This is a genomic window from Nocardiopsis codii, from assembly GCF_036327455.1.
Taxonomy (GTDB): Bacteria; Actinomycetota; Actinomycetes; order Streptosporangiales; family Streptosporangiaceae; genus Nocardiopsis; species Nocardiopsis codii.
In genome coordinates, this window is record NZ_JAUZMY010000032.1 from 62,003 (window position 1) to 75,887 (window position 13,885).

Sequence of the window (13,885 nt, forward strand, 5' to 3'; positions counted from 1 at the left end):
CCTGGGTCGGCGTCTCAGTCGTCCGGGCGCCGGGGGGTGTCCAGGACCTCCTCTCCTTCCGGGGCCCGGCCGGTCCCGCCGTCGGTGCCCTCGGGGCCGGTGCGGTCCGTCGCGGCCTGTGCTCCGCGGTCCGTCCCACCGGACGCCTCCGCGGGGCGGTGCGCCCGCGTCCGGCTCCGGACGGCCCGCACCGCGGCGGGGCCCACGACCAGCGCGAGCGCCACGCCCAGGATGGTGAGCGCGGGGCCGCTGGAGGCGAGCAGGGGCAGGATCTCGCCCTCGCCGAGCGCCGAGGTCTGGACCAGCGCCGTCTCGAACAGCGGACCGATGACCAGGCCCAGGACGAACGGAGCGACGGGCAGGTTCAGGCGCTTCATCGCGTAGCCGACGAAGCCGAACACGACCACGATCCACACGCTCAGCATGCTGTTCTTGACCGAGTAGGCGCCGACCAGGCTCGTGACGATGATGAGCGGGTAGAGGACCGAGTACCTCAGTCGGAGCAGCTGGGCGAAGACGGGTGCGAGCGGCAGGTTCAGCAGGAGCAGGATGGCGTTGCCGATGAAGAACGACGCCAGCAGGCCCCACACCAGGGTGGGCTGTTCCTCGAAGAGCAGCGGGCCCGGCTGGATTCCGTAGACCAGGAACGCGCCGAGGAGGACCGCCGTGGTGGCGCCGCCGGGCACCCCCAGGACCAGTGTGGGGATGAAGTTGGCGTTGGATCCCGAGCTGGTGGCGGCGTCCGGCGCCACGACGCCCTCGATGGCGCCGGTGCCGAGCTGGTCGCGGTTCCTGGAAAAGCGCTTCTCGGCTCCGTAGGCCATGAAGGACGCGAGCGTGGTCCCGGCGCCGGGCAGGCAGCCAAGGACGAATCCGACGAGCGTGCCGCGTGCCGTGGCGGGGATGGAACGCCTGATGTCCTCCCTGGTCAGGAGCAGGTCGCGGAACCGGGCGCGGATCGGTGTGGCCATGCCCCGGTGCAGCTGGTTGAGGAGCTCCCCGATCGCGAAGAGGCCGATCATGACCTCGACGTAGGGCAGGCCGCCGAACAGGCCGACCTGGTCGAAGGTGTACCGGGGCGTTCCCGATCCGACGTCCACGCCGACGCTGGAGACCAGGATCCCGGCCAGCCCGAGGGCGGCGCCCATCATGAGGTTCCGGCCGGAGAACACCATGATCGTGCACAGTCCGAGGGCCATGACCGCCAGGATCTCGGGCGGGCCGAACCCGAGGGCGACGTCCGCGAAGACGGGTGCCAGCGTGGTCAGGGCGACGAGCGCGATGAGGGCGGCCGTGAAGGAGCCGAGCGCCGAGATGGCCAGGGCGGGTCCGGCCCGGCCGGCGCGCGCCATGCGGTAGCCGTCGAACGTGGACACCACCGACGACGCCTCACCGGGGGTGGCGACCAGGATGGCGGTGATCGTGGCCCCGAACTGCGAGCCGTGGTAGATGCCCGCCAGCATGATGAGCGCGGTCAGCGGGTCGAAGGTGAGGGTGACGGGGATCAGGATGGCCACGCCGGTGGCCGATCCGAGCCCCGGGAGGATGCCGATGACGGTGCCGAGCAGGACGCCGACGAAGCACCAGAGCAGGTTCTCGGGGGTGAGCGCCGCGGTGAAGCCGACGGTGAGGTTGTCGATCACACCGCACCCCACAGGGCCGGGTCGAACACGCCGAGCGGCAGGGGCACCCGCAGGAGGACGACGAACAGCAGGTAGCACACGACCAGGACGCCGAGCGAGGCGCCGAGCGCGACCGGCCACCGGAGCCGTTCGACGCCGATCGTCAGGAACAGGGTCAGGGCGGCGAGGGTCGGCAGCATGCCCAGGAACGGGATCAGGGTCGCCGTGACCACCAGCGCGGCGGAGACGACGATCAGCTTGCGGTGGACCGCCCTCCGCTCCCCGTCCGTGCGCTCGGACTCCTCCTCGACGTGGCCGTCGCCCTCCAGGACCGTCCCGGCGCGCAGCTCCCGGTGGAGCATGGCGAGCCCGATCAGCAGGAGGGCCAGCCCGGCGACGCGGGGCAGTGCCCCGGGCCCGACGGTGCCGTCCTCCACGGTCGTCCACGGGTAGGAGAACGACCCGAGGAAGAAGAGCCCGCCGATGCCGGCGAGCACGGCGTGCGTGGCCAGGACCGAGGGTCTGGCGCGGGTCGGGGCCGCCTCCCCGCCGGGAGCGCCGGGCGCGGGGCCGCTCATCGGAACACCTCCTGCATCTGTGCGTCGTAGTCGTCCAGGTAGTCCTCGAACTCCTCGCCCGCGAGGTCGGCGGGGAGGAGGAGGTCGTCCTCGATGTAGTCCCGGTACAGCTCGGAGTCCATGGCGTCGAGGATCGCGTCGATCCAGTAGTCGCGCTGGACCTCGGAGATGCCGTCGGGGGCGAGGACGCCGCGCCAGATGGAGACCTCGGCGTCCAGCCCCTGTTCGTGGGCGGTGGGGACCTCGCCCAGGAGGGGGTCCTCGTAGCGTTCGGCGGTGAGCGTGCACAGGGCCTTGAAGTCACCGCTCTCCAGGTAGGGCCTGGCGGACGCGGCGCTGGCGGGCGCCACCTCGATCTGCCCTCCCATGAGGGCGGTGAGGACCTCGCCGGTGGATCCGTAGGGTACGACGGAGAACTGTCCGCCGTTCTTCTCGAACTCCGCGGTGACCAGGGCGTCCGCCCCGGTCCGGCCGCTGGAGCCGGTCCTGACGGCGGCGTCCCGGCCGGCCTCGACGAGGTCGGCGCAGGTCTCGTACGGCGCGTCGGCGTCGGCGACGACCATCCGGGAGTCCTCGGCGAACATCACCAGGGGGGTGAAGTCGCGGTAGGTGAAGGGCACCTCGTAGACGAGGGGAAGGGTGTTGAGCGCGCTCTCGGCGACCAGCAGCGCGTTGCCGTTGCCCTGCTCGGACAGGAAGGTGGCCCAGCCGACCGCGCCGGACCCGCCCTCCCTGTTCTGTACGTTGACGTTGAAATCGGCGTCGAGGTCGTTGAGGGACTCGGCGACGACGCGGGCGGAGCGGTCGCTGCCTCCGCCCGGGGCGAAGGCGACGAGCGCGGAGACCGAGCCCCGGGGGGTCCAGTCGGCGGGGACGTCGGGAGTGGTGTTCAGCATCGAGCACCCCGCGAGCAGGGTGCAGGCGCTCGACGCGGCCAGTGCCATGCGCAGTGGTGGCTTCATGTCAGCCCTCTTGCGTCCGGGGGGTGGACGGAATTCTCCGAGGCGCAACCTGAGCAACATCAGAGATCCTATTGGATATGGGAACAAGCTAGGGCTCTGAACTGGTGTTGACAAGAGGGCGAAACAAAGTGAACGGAATGTGAAGCGGCCGAGGGGGGCGCTGGGGACCGCCCCCCCCCCCCCCCCCGCGGCGGTGTCGGACCGGTCGTGTCAGCCGTCGACGGACACCCGGTGGGCCACGGCGGACAGGTGGTCCCGCATGGTCGCGCGGAGGTGGTCGCGGTCGCCGGACTCGAAGGCGGCGAGGATCGCGGCGTGCTCCCGCAGGGCCTGGTCCATGTCGAGGATGCCGTGGTGGGCGGTCTGGCGGAGCCGGTGGACGTGGGCGTTCAGGGACTCGGCCGCCTCCGTCAGGAAGCGGTTGCCCGCGGCCCTGATGATCGTCAGGTGGAAGTCCCAGTCGGCGGCGAAGTACTCGCGCATGTCGGCGAAGTCGGGCGGCCACTCGCCGGTCCCCCTGCGCTGCCGCACATTGTGGGCGGCCAGGACGTGTTGGGCGTGGGCCACGCGCAGGGCCGGCAGCAGCTCGTCGGCGTGGTCGGCGGCGCGCTCCACGGCGGCGACCTCCAGGATGCCGCGCATGTCGAAGAGCTCGCGCAGCTGGTCCGGGGAGAGCGGAGGGGCCACGCGGTAGCCCTTCAGGGCGACCCTCGACACCAGGCCGGTGTGCTCCAACTGGACCAGGGCCTCGCGGACCGGGGTCGGCGAGACCTGCAGTTCACGGGCGAGCGGGTCGATGCCGAGGGAGCTTCCGGGAGGCGCCGAGCCGTCCAGGAGCTTCTCCAGGATCGCGTCGTACACGCCGTCGCGCAGGGCACGGCGGGACACGGCGGCGCTCTTGGCGGGCGGAACCTCGGCGGGGGAGGTGGTCTCTCTGTCGTTCATCTCCTCCCGATCCTAGCCCGCGGGCGCTCCTTCTCGCGAGACAGGGACTGTCCAGTATCGGAAATATCCTATAGGTTCTATGATTCCAAGGCGGATGACGTGGCGCCACCGACCCGGCGCCCGTGCGTCCGCCCCGGACCGAACGGCCTGCCCGGCCCGCGACCCCCCGGAGACGACGATGCCCCACACCGCAGAGGACTGGCCGATCGGCGCCGCGCTCCTCCAGTTCCCCGGCACCACCCCGGACGGCGGATCCGTCCAGGACGCCCCCGCCCCGACCTGGGACGCCGTGCTCGGCGAAGTCGCTGCCGAGGGGTTCGACCACGTCGACCTCACCGACAGCTGGCTGCGCCCGGGCGACCTCTCCCCCGCCCGGCGGGAGGAACTGGCGCACGTCCTCAAGAGGCGCGAACTCGGGATCTCCGCCATCTCTGTGACCCGGCGCAGCGTGATCGACCCCGACCCGGCCGTCGCCGAGGACAACCTCGCCTACCTGCTCCGCACCGTCGACGCCGCCGCCGACCTGGGCGCCACCGTCGTCTGCGCGGGGCTGCACCGGCCCCTGACACCGGCCCAGCGGAGCGCCCTGTGGTTCTGGCACGAACCGGGGGGCGCCGACCCTGAGGGCGACGAACGCACCTGGGCGCTGGCCGTCGAGCGCCTGCGCGCCGCCGGCGAGCGCGCGGCGCACCACGGCCTGCGGCTGTCCCTGGAGATGTACGAGGACACCTACCTCGGCACCCCCGAGAGCGCCGTGCGGCTGGTCCGCGACATCGGGCTGCCCAACGTCGGGCTCAACCCCGACCTCGGCAACCTGGTCCGCCTGCACCGGCCGGTCCGGCCCTGGGAGGAGCTGCTGCGCCCGGTCCTGCCCTACGTCGACTACTGGCACGTCAAGAACTACCACCGCGACTTCGACCCGGCCACCGGCGCCTACTTCACCGTGCCCGCGCCGCTGGAGGGCGGGGTCATCGACTACCGCCGCGCGCTGGAGATGGCGCTTCGGGCGGGGTTCGACGGTCCGATCTGCACCGAGCACTACGGCGGCGACGGACTCGGAGTGTCCGCGCGCAACCGGGACTACCTGCGGCGCCTCCTGGCCGCCAAGCTCCCCCTCGTCGGAGCCCAGCGCGGGGAGGGACGGCCGTGACCCTCCTCGTCAACGACCCCGCCGACTTCGCCGACGAGTCCCTCGCCGGGTTCGCGGAGGCCCACTCCGACGAGGTCCGCGCCCTGCACGGGGGCGTCGTCCGCGCGTCCGCCACCCCCCGCGGCCACGTCGCCGTCGTCCTCGGGGGCGGGACCGGCCACTATCCCGCGTTCGCGGGCTGGGTCGGCCCGGGCTTCGCCCACGGAGCCGCGTGCGGCAACGTCTTCTCCTCCCCCTCCGCCGCCCAGATCTGCTCGGTGGCGCGCGCGGCGCAGAACGGCGGCGGCGTGGTCCTGGGCTTCGGGAACTACGCGGGCGACGTGCTCCACTTCGGCCAGGCCGCCGAGCAGCTGCGCGCCGAGGGCGTGGACGTCCGCGTCGTCGCCGTCACCGACGACGTCGCCTCGGGCCCCGCACACGACACCGGACGGCGCAGGGGCGTCGCCGGCGACCTGCCGGTCCTGAAGATCCTGGGCGCCGCCGCGGAGGCGGGCCACCACCTGGACGAGGTCCACCGGCTGGGGATCAAGGCCAACGCCGCGACCCGGTCCCTGGGGGTGGCCTTCGGAGGCTGTACCCTGCCGGGCGCGGACCGCCCCCTGTTCACCGTGGAAGCCGACCGGATGGGCGTGGGGCTGGGCATCCACGGCGAACCCGGGATCGAGCAGCGCCCCCTTCCGGCCGCCGACGAGGTCGCCGACCTCCTGGTGGACGGTGTCCTGGCCGAACGCGGCGAGGCCGCCGCGGCCGTCGGAGGCGCCACCCGGGTCGCGCCCGTGCTCAACGGTCTCGGCGCCACCAAGTACGAGGAGCTGTACGTCGTCCACCGCCGGGTGGCCGAGCGGCTCTCGGCCGCGGGCCTCACCGTCGTCGCCCCCGTGGTCGACGAGCAGGTCACCAGCCTGGGCATGGCCGGGCTGTCCCTCACCCTCACGTTCCTCGACCCCGAGCTGGAGCGGCTGTGGACGGCGCCGGCCGTGACCCCGGCCTTCCGGCGCGGCCACCTGCCGCCCCGCCCGCCCCGGACCGACGACCTGGTCGGCTCCCGGCGCACTCCCCCGGTGGTCCCGGGGGACGGCCCGTCGCGGGACCTGGGCACGCGGATCGCCGCGGCGCTGGGGACCGTCCGCGACACCGTCGCCGCCCACGAGCGCTCCCTCGGCGAACTCGACGCCGTCGCCGGTGACGGCGACCACGGGATCGGCATGCGGCGCGGCGCCGAGGCCGCGCTCTCCGCGGCGGAGGACGCCGTCGCGCTCGGCGCGGGCGCCCGCACCGTCCTGGTCAAGGCCGGGGCGGCCTGGTCGGAGCGTGCGGGCGGCACGTCCGGGGCGCTCTGGGGGGCGGCTCTGACCGCGTTCGGTGCGGAGCTCGGCGACTCCGGCCGGGCCGACCGGACCCGGCTCGTGGCGGGTGCGCGGGCAGCGGTCGACGCCGTGGTGCGCCTGGGCGGGGCCCGCCCGGGCGACAAGACCCTCGTCGACGCGGCCGTTCCCTTCGCCGACCGGCTGGCGGCGGAGGCCGGCAGCGCCGGCCTGGCCGGGGCCTGGGCCGCGGGGGCCGGGGCCGCACGGCTGGCGGCGGACGCGACCGCGTCGATCCCCGCCCGGCTGGGCCGGGCCCGGGCCCACGGCGACAACAGCCTCGGCACCCCCGACCCGGGCGCGGTCTCGCTCTCCCTCATCCTCACCGCACTGACATCCCACTTCGGACAGGAGAACCACTGATGCGCGTCGCCGTCGGCTCCGACATCGCCGGATTCGACTACAAGGAGGCCTTCAAGAACGACCTCGCCGCCGCCGAGGCGGTGACGGAGGTGGTCGACGTCGGGGTGGGACCCGACCAGGACACCGACTACCCGCACGTGGCGGTCGAGGCGGCCCGGCTGGTCGCCGACGGCCGGGTCGACCGCGCGGTGCTCGTGTGCGGGACCGGCCTGGGCGTGGCCATCGCCGCCAACAAGGTGCCGGGGGTCCGGGCCGTGACCGCCCACGACTCGTTCTCCGTGGAGCGGTCCGTCCTCTCCAACGACGCCCAGGTGCTCTGCCTGGGGCAGAGGGTCGTCGGCCGGGAACTGGCCCGGAGGCTGGTCCGCGAATGGCTGACCTACACCTTCGACGACTCCTCCCCCTCCGCGGACAAGGTGCGCGCCCTGTGCTCCTACGAGCCGACGGTGGAGGGAACGTGACACACCGGCCGCTCTGGATCGGCACCAGCTTCAAGATGAACAAGACGCGGGCCCAGTCCGTCGCCTACGCGACGCGGCTGCGGTCTGAGCTCGGCGGGGGTGTGCCCGGGGTCCGGGCGTTCGTGATCCCCCCGGCGACCGCCCTGGCCGAGGTGTCACTGGCGCTGGAGGGCGCTCCCGTCCGCACGGGTGTCCAGAACGCCCACTGGGCGGACGGGGGCGCCTGGACCGGCGAGCTCTCCGTCCCCCAGGCGGCCGACGCGGGCGCGCGGATCGTCGAGATCGGCCACTCCGAGCGGCGGGCGCACTTCGCCGAGACCGACGGGACGGTGCGCCTGAAGGTCGGGGCCGTCCTGCGCCACGGGCTGACGCCGCTGGTGTGCTGCGGGGAGAGCGCGGAGGTGTTCGCGCGCGGAGGGTCCGTCGAGCACGTGCTCCGCCAGGTGGAGGCGGCCTTCGCCGGCCTCTCCGGGACCCGCGGCGACGAGGGGCTCGGACGGGCCCTGATCGCCTACGAACCGGTCTGGGCCATCGGCGAGCACGGGCGCGAGCCGCGGCCGGAGGACGTCGCCCCGGTGCACGAGGCGCTGGCGGCGGAGTGGGGCGACCGGGTCGGGGGCGTCCTGTACGGGGGCTCCGTCACCCCGGGCAACGCCGCCGACCTGCTCCGCGTCCCCGGGGTGGGCGGGCTCTTCGTGGGCCGTGCGGCCTGGGACGTCGAGGGGTTCCTGGAACTCCTGCGGGTCGGGCGGCGGCACGCGGGCGCGATGGCCTGACAGGCGCCCGGGGTGTCCCCGCCCGGTGGGAGGGGCCGGGGAGCACCGGTGGGCGCGGCCCCCGCGGCGGCGCCGAGGGCTCAGCCCGCACGCCGCTGCCGCGGGCCCGCCTCCACGGCGCCGCCGCGGCCCGGGGGCGGCTCAGGCGGCGGTGACCGCCGCCGCCAGCAGCACCGCTGCCGAGAACAGCAGCGCCCCCGGCGCCCCTGCCGTGCCCGCCATCCCCGCCGCGGCGGCGGGGATGGCCACCTGGCCCAGGCGGTTGCCCCAGATACGCAGGGCCAGCGCGGCGCCCTTCGCCTGCCTCGGCGCCGCGGTGGCGACCTCCGCCATGGTCAGCGGCTGGCCCAGCCCCAACAGGAACCCGCCCACGACCAGCACCGCGCCCAGCGCGACCGGTCCCGCGCCCGGCACGGCGACCAGCGCCAGGGACAGCGCCGCCACGGCCGTACTGGCCACGATCAGCTGCTTGCGCGACCAGCGCGCGAGCAACCGGGAGAGCAGCAGCCGGGAGAGCAGGGAACTCGCCGCGCGCAGGCTCAGGAGGACGCCCACCATCACGGGCGGGATGCCCCGGCTCTCCGCGATCAGCGGCAGGTACGCGGTGAGGATGTCCACGGCCGACAGCAGGGCCAGGCTGGCCAGGAGCGCGGAGGGCATGCCGCGCCTGCGCAGGAGGGTCAGGGTCGGGACGGGCTCGCTGTCCTTTCCCCCGGTGGGCGCCGGCGAGCGCAGCCGCAGCAGGAGGAGGATCGGCAGGAACCCCAGGACGGCGGTGACGCAGGCGATCAGGAGCGCGGTCGAGGTCGCGGAGAGCAGGGCCGCACCGGACGCGTCGGCGAGGACGGCGCCGGAGATGAGCGGCCCGGCGAGCTGGCCCAGCGACGCTGCGGCGGTGAACCAGCCGAAGTCGCGGTCGAGGTTCCCGGGCGGGGAGAACCGCGCGATGAGCCCCTGCCCGGCGACCATGCACAGCAGGTGGCCGACCCCGACCACGGTGCTGGCGACCGCGAGGGAGACGAGGCCGGTCGTGAACGCCAGGAACACGCATCCGGCGGCCAGGACCACCGCCCCCATCCCGACGATCCAGGCGGTGCGCCGGGCGAGGTCGGTCGCCCGGCCCAGGGGGACGGCGATCAGGAGGGGGAGCAGCGCGTACGCGGCGGTGACGAGGCCGACCGCCACCGCGTCCCCGCCGACCGCGATGGTCCGGTACGAGATCAGCGGACGGGCGAGGTTGAGGGCGGTGTGGGTCAGCACCACACTTGTCAGGAGCGGCCACAACCATGCCTGTCCCGGTATCCGCCCTACCCCCATGAAGCCCCCTCCAGATAATCGCTTACGCCCCACGCGCACCAAAAACCCCAGGAGTTACAAAAACCCCAGGTGCGAGCGGATCATCCCATGAGTTCCCGTCCACACCGGAGAGCGCCCCCATGCCTGGGCCGGTGACGCGGTCTCCGGGTTCCCTCGCGCTGTCCCGGCGGACCGGGCCGCACAGGCGGCGGCAACAGGCCTCGGGAGGAGCGGCGGAGGAGGGGTGGTCCCTCTCCCCGACGGGCGGCGAGCCCGGTTCGGACCGCCCTACTCGAAGGACGGCAGGCTGCGCACCGCCGCCGCGAGGGCGGTGCGCACCAGTGCGCCCATCCCGCCCGCGGGGTCCGCGTCCGCACCGCGGGGGTGCCGCACCTGCTCCTCGGCGGCCAGGCGCAGCGCGGCGTTGAGGGTCGCGGCCTGCATCCGGACGGCCAGGGCGTCGGCGGGGGCGCCGGTGCGGGCGGCGATGACGTCGGCGAAGACCGCCTCCGCCGCGTGGTGGACCTCGAGCCAGACCGCCATGAGGCCGGGTTCGGTGCGGGTCATCCGGATGAGGTCCGTGACGGACTCCGCCGGGACCAGGGCGTCCCCGTCGAAGACCCCCTCCCGGTCCAGGTGGTCCAGGAGTGCGGTGTCCGCCGGACAGGAGCGCAGGTGGCCGGCCATCAGGTCCAGGCCCGTGGTGAGCAGGGGCCGGACGCAGCTCTCCTTGGAGGGGAAGTACCGCCACAGCGTCCGGGTGGAGATCCCGAGCTCGTGCGCGATGTCGTCGCCGGTGGTGCCCGACACCCCCTTCTCGGTGAACAGCCGCACCGCCGCGCGGGCGATCTCCATGCGGATGATCTCCCTGCGCCGCTCGGTCATGGGCGGGCGGCCCCGGGTCGAGGGCTCGGATTGCGGGGACCGGGTCGTCGGCACGTCCATCCCTCCACTCGGACCTCCAGGGCGAACCCACTCTACCCAGGTCGCGGCCCCTCTTCCCTCATATTTGTCTCTGAGTGACAAAAAGTCCTACAGTGACAACCACACCCCAGTCGGGGCCGCGCGTCACCAGCGAGAGGACTTCCCATGACCGGATCGGGCCTGAGGAACAAGAGCGTCATCGTCACCGGAGGCGGATCCGGCATCGGCAGGGCCGGCGCCCTGGCCTTCGCGAAGGAGGGGGCACGGGTCCTCGTCGCCGACATCAACGCGGACCCCGCCGAGGAGGTCGCCCGGGAGATCCGGGAGGCGGGAGGCACCGCCGAGACCGTGATCGGGGACCTGAGCCGGCCCGAGACCGTCGACACGGTGGTCGCGACCGCGGTCGAGAAGCTGGGAGGGATCGACGTCCTGGTCAACAACGCCGGGATCATGGACGACCTCTCCGCCGCGGCCGACGTCTCCGACGCCGTCTGGGAACGGCTCCTCAGGGTGAACCTGACGGCGCCCTTCCTGCTCACCCGCGCGGCCCTGCCGCACATGGTGGACCGGGGCCGGGGCTCGATCGTCTTCACCGCCTCGGAGGCGTCGCTGCGCGGCAGCGCGGCCGGGGCCGCCTACACCGCGTCCAAGCACGGCGTGATCGGCCTGATGAAGTCGACGGCGATCATGTACCGCGACAAGGGCGTCCGGGTCAACGCGGTCGCGCCGGGCGGCACCGCCACCTCCATCTCCGTCGACCCGACGACCATGACGGGGCCCACCGTCCTGGGACACTACGCCGCCAACATGGGGCGGGTCGCCGAGGCCTCCGAACTCGCCTCGGCGATCGTCTTCCTCGCCTCCGACGCCGCGAGCAACGTCAACGGCGTGGTCCTCCCGGTGGACAACGGCTGGTCGGCCGTCTGACACACCGGCCGCCCGCGACGGCGGCCACTCCCCCGCGCCTCCGGGGCCCGGTTCCACGCGCCGCACCGGTCGCACGGAGCCGGGCCCCGGGTCACCTCGGAGCGAGGACGAGGAGCGGCCCCGGTGCCGTCCCGGAGGGGCGGCACCGGGGCGACATGGCGAAAGACGGGGCCACCTTCCTTGCCAGATACCCCCTAGGGGTATACTTTGGGCAGTATGAACGCGACTCCCCACGAACACGACCCGCACTCCGACCACCCGGGCGGCGCGGATCACGGAGATCCCGCGGATCGCCCCGGTCCGGCAGGACACGACGGGCACGCGGACCGCCGGAGCCCTGCGGGACACCACGAGAACGGCGGCCACGGGGGCCACGGCGACCACGTGGGCCGGTTCCGGCGGCTGTTCTGGATCATGCTGGTCCTGGCCGTTCCCGCGGTCGGGCTGAGCACGATGTTCGCGTCCGTCGTCGGCTACACCGTTCCGGACGCGCCCGGCGTCGGATGGGTCTCGCCCGTGCTCGGCACCGTGATGTACCTGTGGGGCGGACGCCCGTTCCTGACGGGAGCGGTCAGCGAGGTCAGGGCGCTCAAGCCCGGCATGATGCTGCTGATCGCCCTCGCCCTCACCGTGGCGTTCTTCTCCTCCTGGGGTGCGAGCCTGGGCGTCCTCTCCCACGAGCTGGACTTCTGGTGGGAGCTGGCCCTGCTCGTCGTGATCATGCTCCTGGGCCACTGGATCGAGATGCGCTCCCTGGCGCAGACCTCGTCCGCGCTGGAGTCCCTGGCCGCGCTGCTGCCCGACGAGGCCGAGAAGGTCGTCGGGGACGGGGTGGTCACCGTCGCCCCCGCCGACCTGGCCCTGGGGGACACGGTCGTCGTCCGCCCCGGCGGCCGGGTACCCGCGGACGGCCGGGTCACGGAGGGCACCGCCGACGTCGACGAGTCGATGATCACCGGCGAGTCCCGCCCGGTCGCCCGGGGCCCCGGGGACCACGTCGTCGCCGGGACCGTCGCCACGGACACGGCGCTGCGGGTGCGGATCACCGCCGTGGGCGAGGACACCGCGCTCGCGGGGATCCAGCGCCTGGTCGCCGACGCCCAGAGCTCGTCCTCGCGCGCACAGCGCCTGGCCGACAGGGCCGCCGCGTGGCTCTTCTGGTTCGCCCTGGTCTCTGCGGCCATCACCCTCACCGTCTGGTCGGTCCTCGGGATGCCCGACGACGCCCTGATCCGGACCATCACGGTCCTCGTCATCGCCTGCCCCCACGCCCTCGGGCTGGCCATCCCGCTGGTGGTCTCCATCGCCACGGAACGCGCGGCGAAGGGCGGCGTCCTGGTCAAGGACCGCATGGCGCTGGAGAGCATGCGCACCGCCGACACCGTCCTCTTCGACAAGACCGGCACCCTGACCAGGGGCGAGCCCGCCGTCACCCACATCGCCCCCGGCGCCGGGCTCGGGGAGGACGGGGTCCTGGCACTGGCCGCCGCGGTGGAGGCCGACAGCGAGCACCCCCTGGCCAAGGCCGTCGTGGCGGCCGCGCACCACCGGGGCGTCGACGTCCCCCGGGCCACCGGCTTCCGCGCCTCCACCGGCGTGGGTGTCTCCGCGACAGTGGAGGGCTCGCGAGTGGGCGTGGGCGGCCCCGGCCTGCTGGAGGAGCACGGAGCCGCCGAGATGGAGGCCGCACGGATCTGGAAGGACCGGGGCCAGATCGTCCTGCACGTGCTGGCCGACGGAGAGGTCGTCGGAGCACTCGCCCTGGCGGACGAGGTCCGCGAGGAGTCCCGGCAGGCGGTGCAGGCCCTGCACACCCTCGGCATCAGGGTCGTGATGATCACCGGGGACGCCGAGTCCGTCGCGAACTCCGTCGCCTCCGACCTGGGCATCGACCAGGTCTTCGCCGGTGTCCGGCCGGAGGACAAGGGCGCCAGGGTCGCCGGACTCCAGCGCGAGGGGCACAGGGTCGTCATGGTCGGGGACGGCGTCAACGACGCCCCCGCCCTCGCCCAGGCCGACATCGGGCTGGCGATCGGGGCGGGGACCGACGTCGCGATCTCCTCGGCCGGGGTGATCCTGGCGAGCGACGACCCCCGGTCGGTCCTCTCGGTGATCGAACTGTCCCGGGCCGGATACCGCAAGATGCAGCAGAACCTGTGGTGGGCCGCCGGGTACAACCTGATCTCGGTACCGCTGGCCGCCGGGGTGCTCGCCCCCGTCGGGTTCGTCCTGCCGATGGCCGTCGGCGCGGTGCTGATGTCGCTGTCGACGGTCGTGGTCGCCCTCAACGCACAGCTGCTGCGGCGGCTCGACCTGAGCCCCGGGGCGAGCACGGCGGCCGTGCTGCGGACGGGGTCCCGCTCCGCGTAGCCGGCCGCGGCACGTCGCCACGGCGGCACCGCACCGGGCACCGTGCGGCCCGCCCCCCCCCGGGCCCGCCCCCCCCCGCCCCCACCACCCGGACGGGCCCGGACACCGGGGGTCCCCGCCCCCCCCGCCCCCCCCCCGGGCCCGGCG

The 13,885-nt window shown here is 74.0% G+C and carries 12 protein-coding genes; 6 read left to right on the forward strand and 6 right to left on the reverse strand.

Annotated features, from left to right (window positions below; genetic code table 11):
* Nucleotides 1–14: 14 nt before the first annotated feature.
* From Q8791_RS25895 to Q8791_RS25910, 4 genes are all read right to left on the reverse strand, one after another.
* The gene (locus tag Q8791_RS25895; RefSeq protein WP_330094418.1) at nt 15–1,643 is read right to left on the reverse strand and encodes a tripartite tricarboxylate transporter permease; all 1,629 of its coding nucleotides are present in this window, start codon (nt 1,641–1,643) and stop codon (nt 15–17) included.
* Entirely contained in the window at nt 1,640–2,200 is a 561-nt protein-coding gene (locus tag Q8791_RS25900) for a tripartite tricarboxylate transporter TctB family protein (protein WP_330094419.1), read from the reverse strand. Before Q8791_RS25900 ends, Q8791_RS25895 begins: the two co-directional genes overlap by 4 nt.
* On the reverse strand, nt 2,197–3,162 hold the full coding sequence (locus tag Q8791_RS25905) for a tripartite tricarboxylate transporter substrate binding protein (protein ID WP_330094420.1): 966 nt from the start codon (nt 3,160–3,162) through the stop codon (nt 2,197–2,199). Before Q8791_RS25905 ends, Q8791_RS25900 begins: the two co-directional genes overlap by 4 nt.
* Before the next feature lie 210 nt (nt 3,163–3,372).
* Nucleotides 3,373–4,107: a GntR family transcriptional regulator gene (locus tag Q8791_RS25910; RefSeq protein WP_330094421.1), complete on the reverse strand. Its 735-nt coding sequence runs from the start codon at nt 4,105–4,107 to the stop codon at nt 3,373–3,375.
* A 178-nt stretch (nt 4,108–4,285) separates the two neighbouring features.
* On the opposite strand from Q8791_RS25910, the gene Q8791_RS25915 reads away from it, so the two are divergent.
* Genes Q8791_RS25915 through Q8791_RS25930 form a run of 4 tightly spaced genes read left to right on the forward strand, consistent with a single transcriptional unit; the run spans nt 4,286 to nt 8,221 of the window.
* The gene (locus Q8791_RS25915) at nt 4,286–5,257 is read left to right on the forward strand and encodes a sugar phosphate isomerase/epimerase family protein (RefSeq protein WP_330094422.1); all 972 of its coding nucleotides are present in this window, start codon (nt 4,286–4,288) and stop codon (nt 5,255–5,257) included.
* Nucleotides 5,254–6,984 (forward strand): dihydroxyacetone kinase family protein, encoded by a 1,731-nt coding sequence (locus Q8791_RS25920; RefSeq protein ID WP_330094423.1) that lies wholly within the window; start codon nt 5,254–5,256, stop codon nt 6,982–6,984. Before Q8791_RS25915 ends, Q8791_RS25920 begins: the two co-directional genes overlap by 4 nt.
* Entirely contained in the window at nt 6,984–7,445 is a 462-nt protein-coding gene (locus Q8791_RS25925) for a ribose-5-phosphate isomerase (protein ID WP_330094424.1), read from the forward strand. The genes Q8791_RS25920 and Q8791_RS25925 overlap by 1 nt, the downstream gene beginning before the upstream one ends.
* Nucleotides 7,442–8,221 (forward strand): triose-phosphate isomerase, encoded by a 780-nt coding sequence (locus Q8791_RS25930; protein ID WP_330094425.1) that lies wholly within the window; start codon nt 7,442–7,444, stop codon nt 8,219–8,221. Before Q8791_RS25925 ends, Q8791_RS25930 begins: the two co-directional genes overlap by 4 nt.
* A 141-nt stretch (nt 8,222–8,362) precedes the next feature.
* Here the strand turns inward: Q8791_RS25930 and Q8791_RS25935 are convergent, their stop codons facing one another.
* Together Q8791_RS25935 and Q8791_RS25940 are read right to left on the reverse strand one after the other, a co-directional pair.
* A complete protein-coding gene (locus Q8791_RS25935) occupies nt 8,363–9,538 on the reverse strand; it encodes an MFS transporter (RefSeq protein WP_330094426.1) in 1,176 nt (391 codons plus the stop codon).
* Between the two features lie 267 nt (nt 9,539–9,805).
* Complete coding sequence (locus tag Q8791_RS25940; RefSeq protein WP_330094430.1) at nt 9,806–10,402, reverse strand: TetR family transcriptional regulator; 597 nt, start codon at nt 10,400–10,402, stop codon at nt 9,806–9,808.
* A gap of 204 nt (nt 10,403–10,606) precedes the next feature.
* On the opposite strand from Q8791_RS25940, the gene Q8791_RS25945 reads away from it, so the two are divergent.
* Nucleotides 10,607–11,368, forward strand: a complete 762-nt coding sequence (locus tag Q8791_RS25945) for an SDR family NAD(P)-dependent oxidoreductase (RefSeq protein WP_330094427.1) — start codon at nt 10,607–10,609, stop codon at nt 11,366–11,368.
* 216 nt (nt 11,369–11,584) lie between these two features.
* Entirely contained in the window at nt 11,585–13,738 is a 2,154-nt protein-coding gene (locus Q8791_RS25950) for a heavy metal translocating P-type ATPase (RefSeq protein WP_330094428.1), read from the forward strand.
* The last annotated feature ends 147 nt before the right edge of the window (nt 13,739–13,885 follow it).

Excerpts from the sequence above, each read along its gene's own strand:
- Q8791_RS25900 (WP_330094419.1), bottom strand. The coding sequence starts at position 2,200 with ATGAGCGGCCCCGCGCCCGGCGCTCCCGGCGGGGAGGCGGCCCCGACC.
- Q8791_RS25905 (WP_330094420.1), bottom strand. The coding sequence starts at position 3,162 with ATGAAGCCACCACTGCGCATGGCACTGGCCGCGTCGAGCGCCTGCACC.
- Q8791_RS25910 (WP_330094421.1), bottom strand. The coding sequence starts at position 4,107 with ATGAACGACAGAGAGACCACCTCCCCCGCCGAGGTTCCGCCCGCCAAG.
- Q8791_RS25915 (WP_330094422.1), top strand. The coding sequence starts at position 4,286 with ATGCCCCACACCGCAGAGGACTGGCCGATCGGCGCCGCGCTCCTCCAG.
- Q8791_RS25925 (WP_330094424.1), top strand. The coding sequence starts at position 6,984 with ATGCGCGTCGCCGTCGGCTCCGACATCGCCGGATTCGACTACAAGGAG.
- Q8791_RS25935 (WP_330094426.1), bottom strand. The coding sequence starts at position 9,538 with ATGGGGGTAGGGCGGATACCGGGACAGGCATGGTTGTGGCCGCTCCTG.
- Q8791_RS25940 (WP_330094430.1), bottom strand. The coding sequence starts at position 10,402 with ATGACCGAGCGGCGCAGGGAGATCATCCGCATGGAGATCGCCCGCGCG.
- Q8791_RS25945 (WP_330094427.1), top strand. The coding sequence starts at position 10,607 with ATGACCGGATCGGGCCTGAGGAACAAGAGCGTCATCGTCACCGGAGGC.
- Q8791_RS25950 (WP_330094428.1), top strand. The coding sequence starts at position 11,585 with ATGAACGCGACTCCCCACGAACACGACCCGCACTCCGACCACCCGGGC.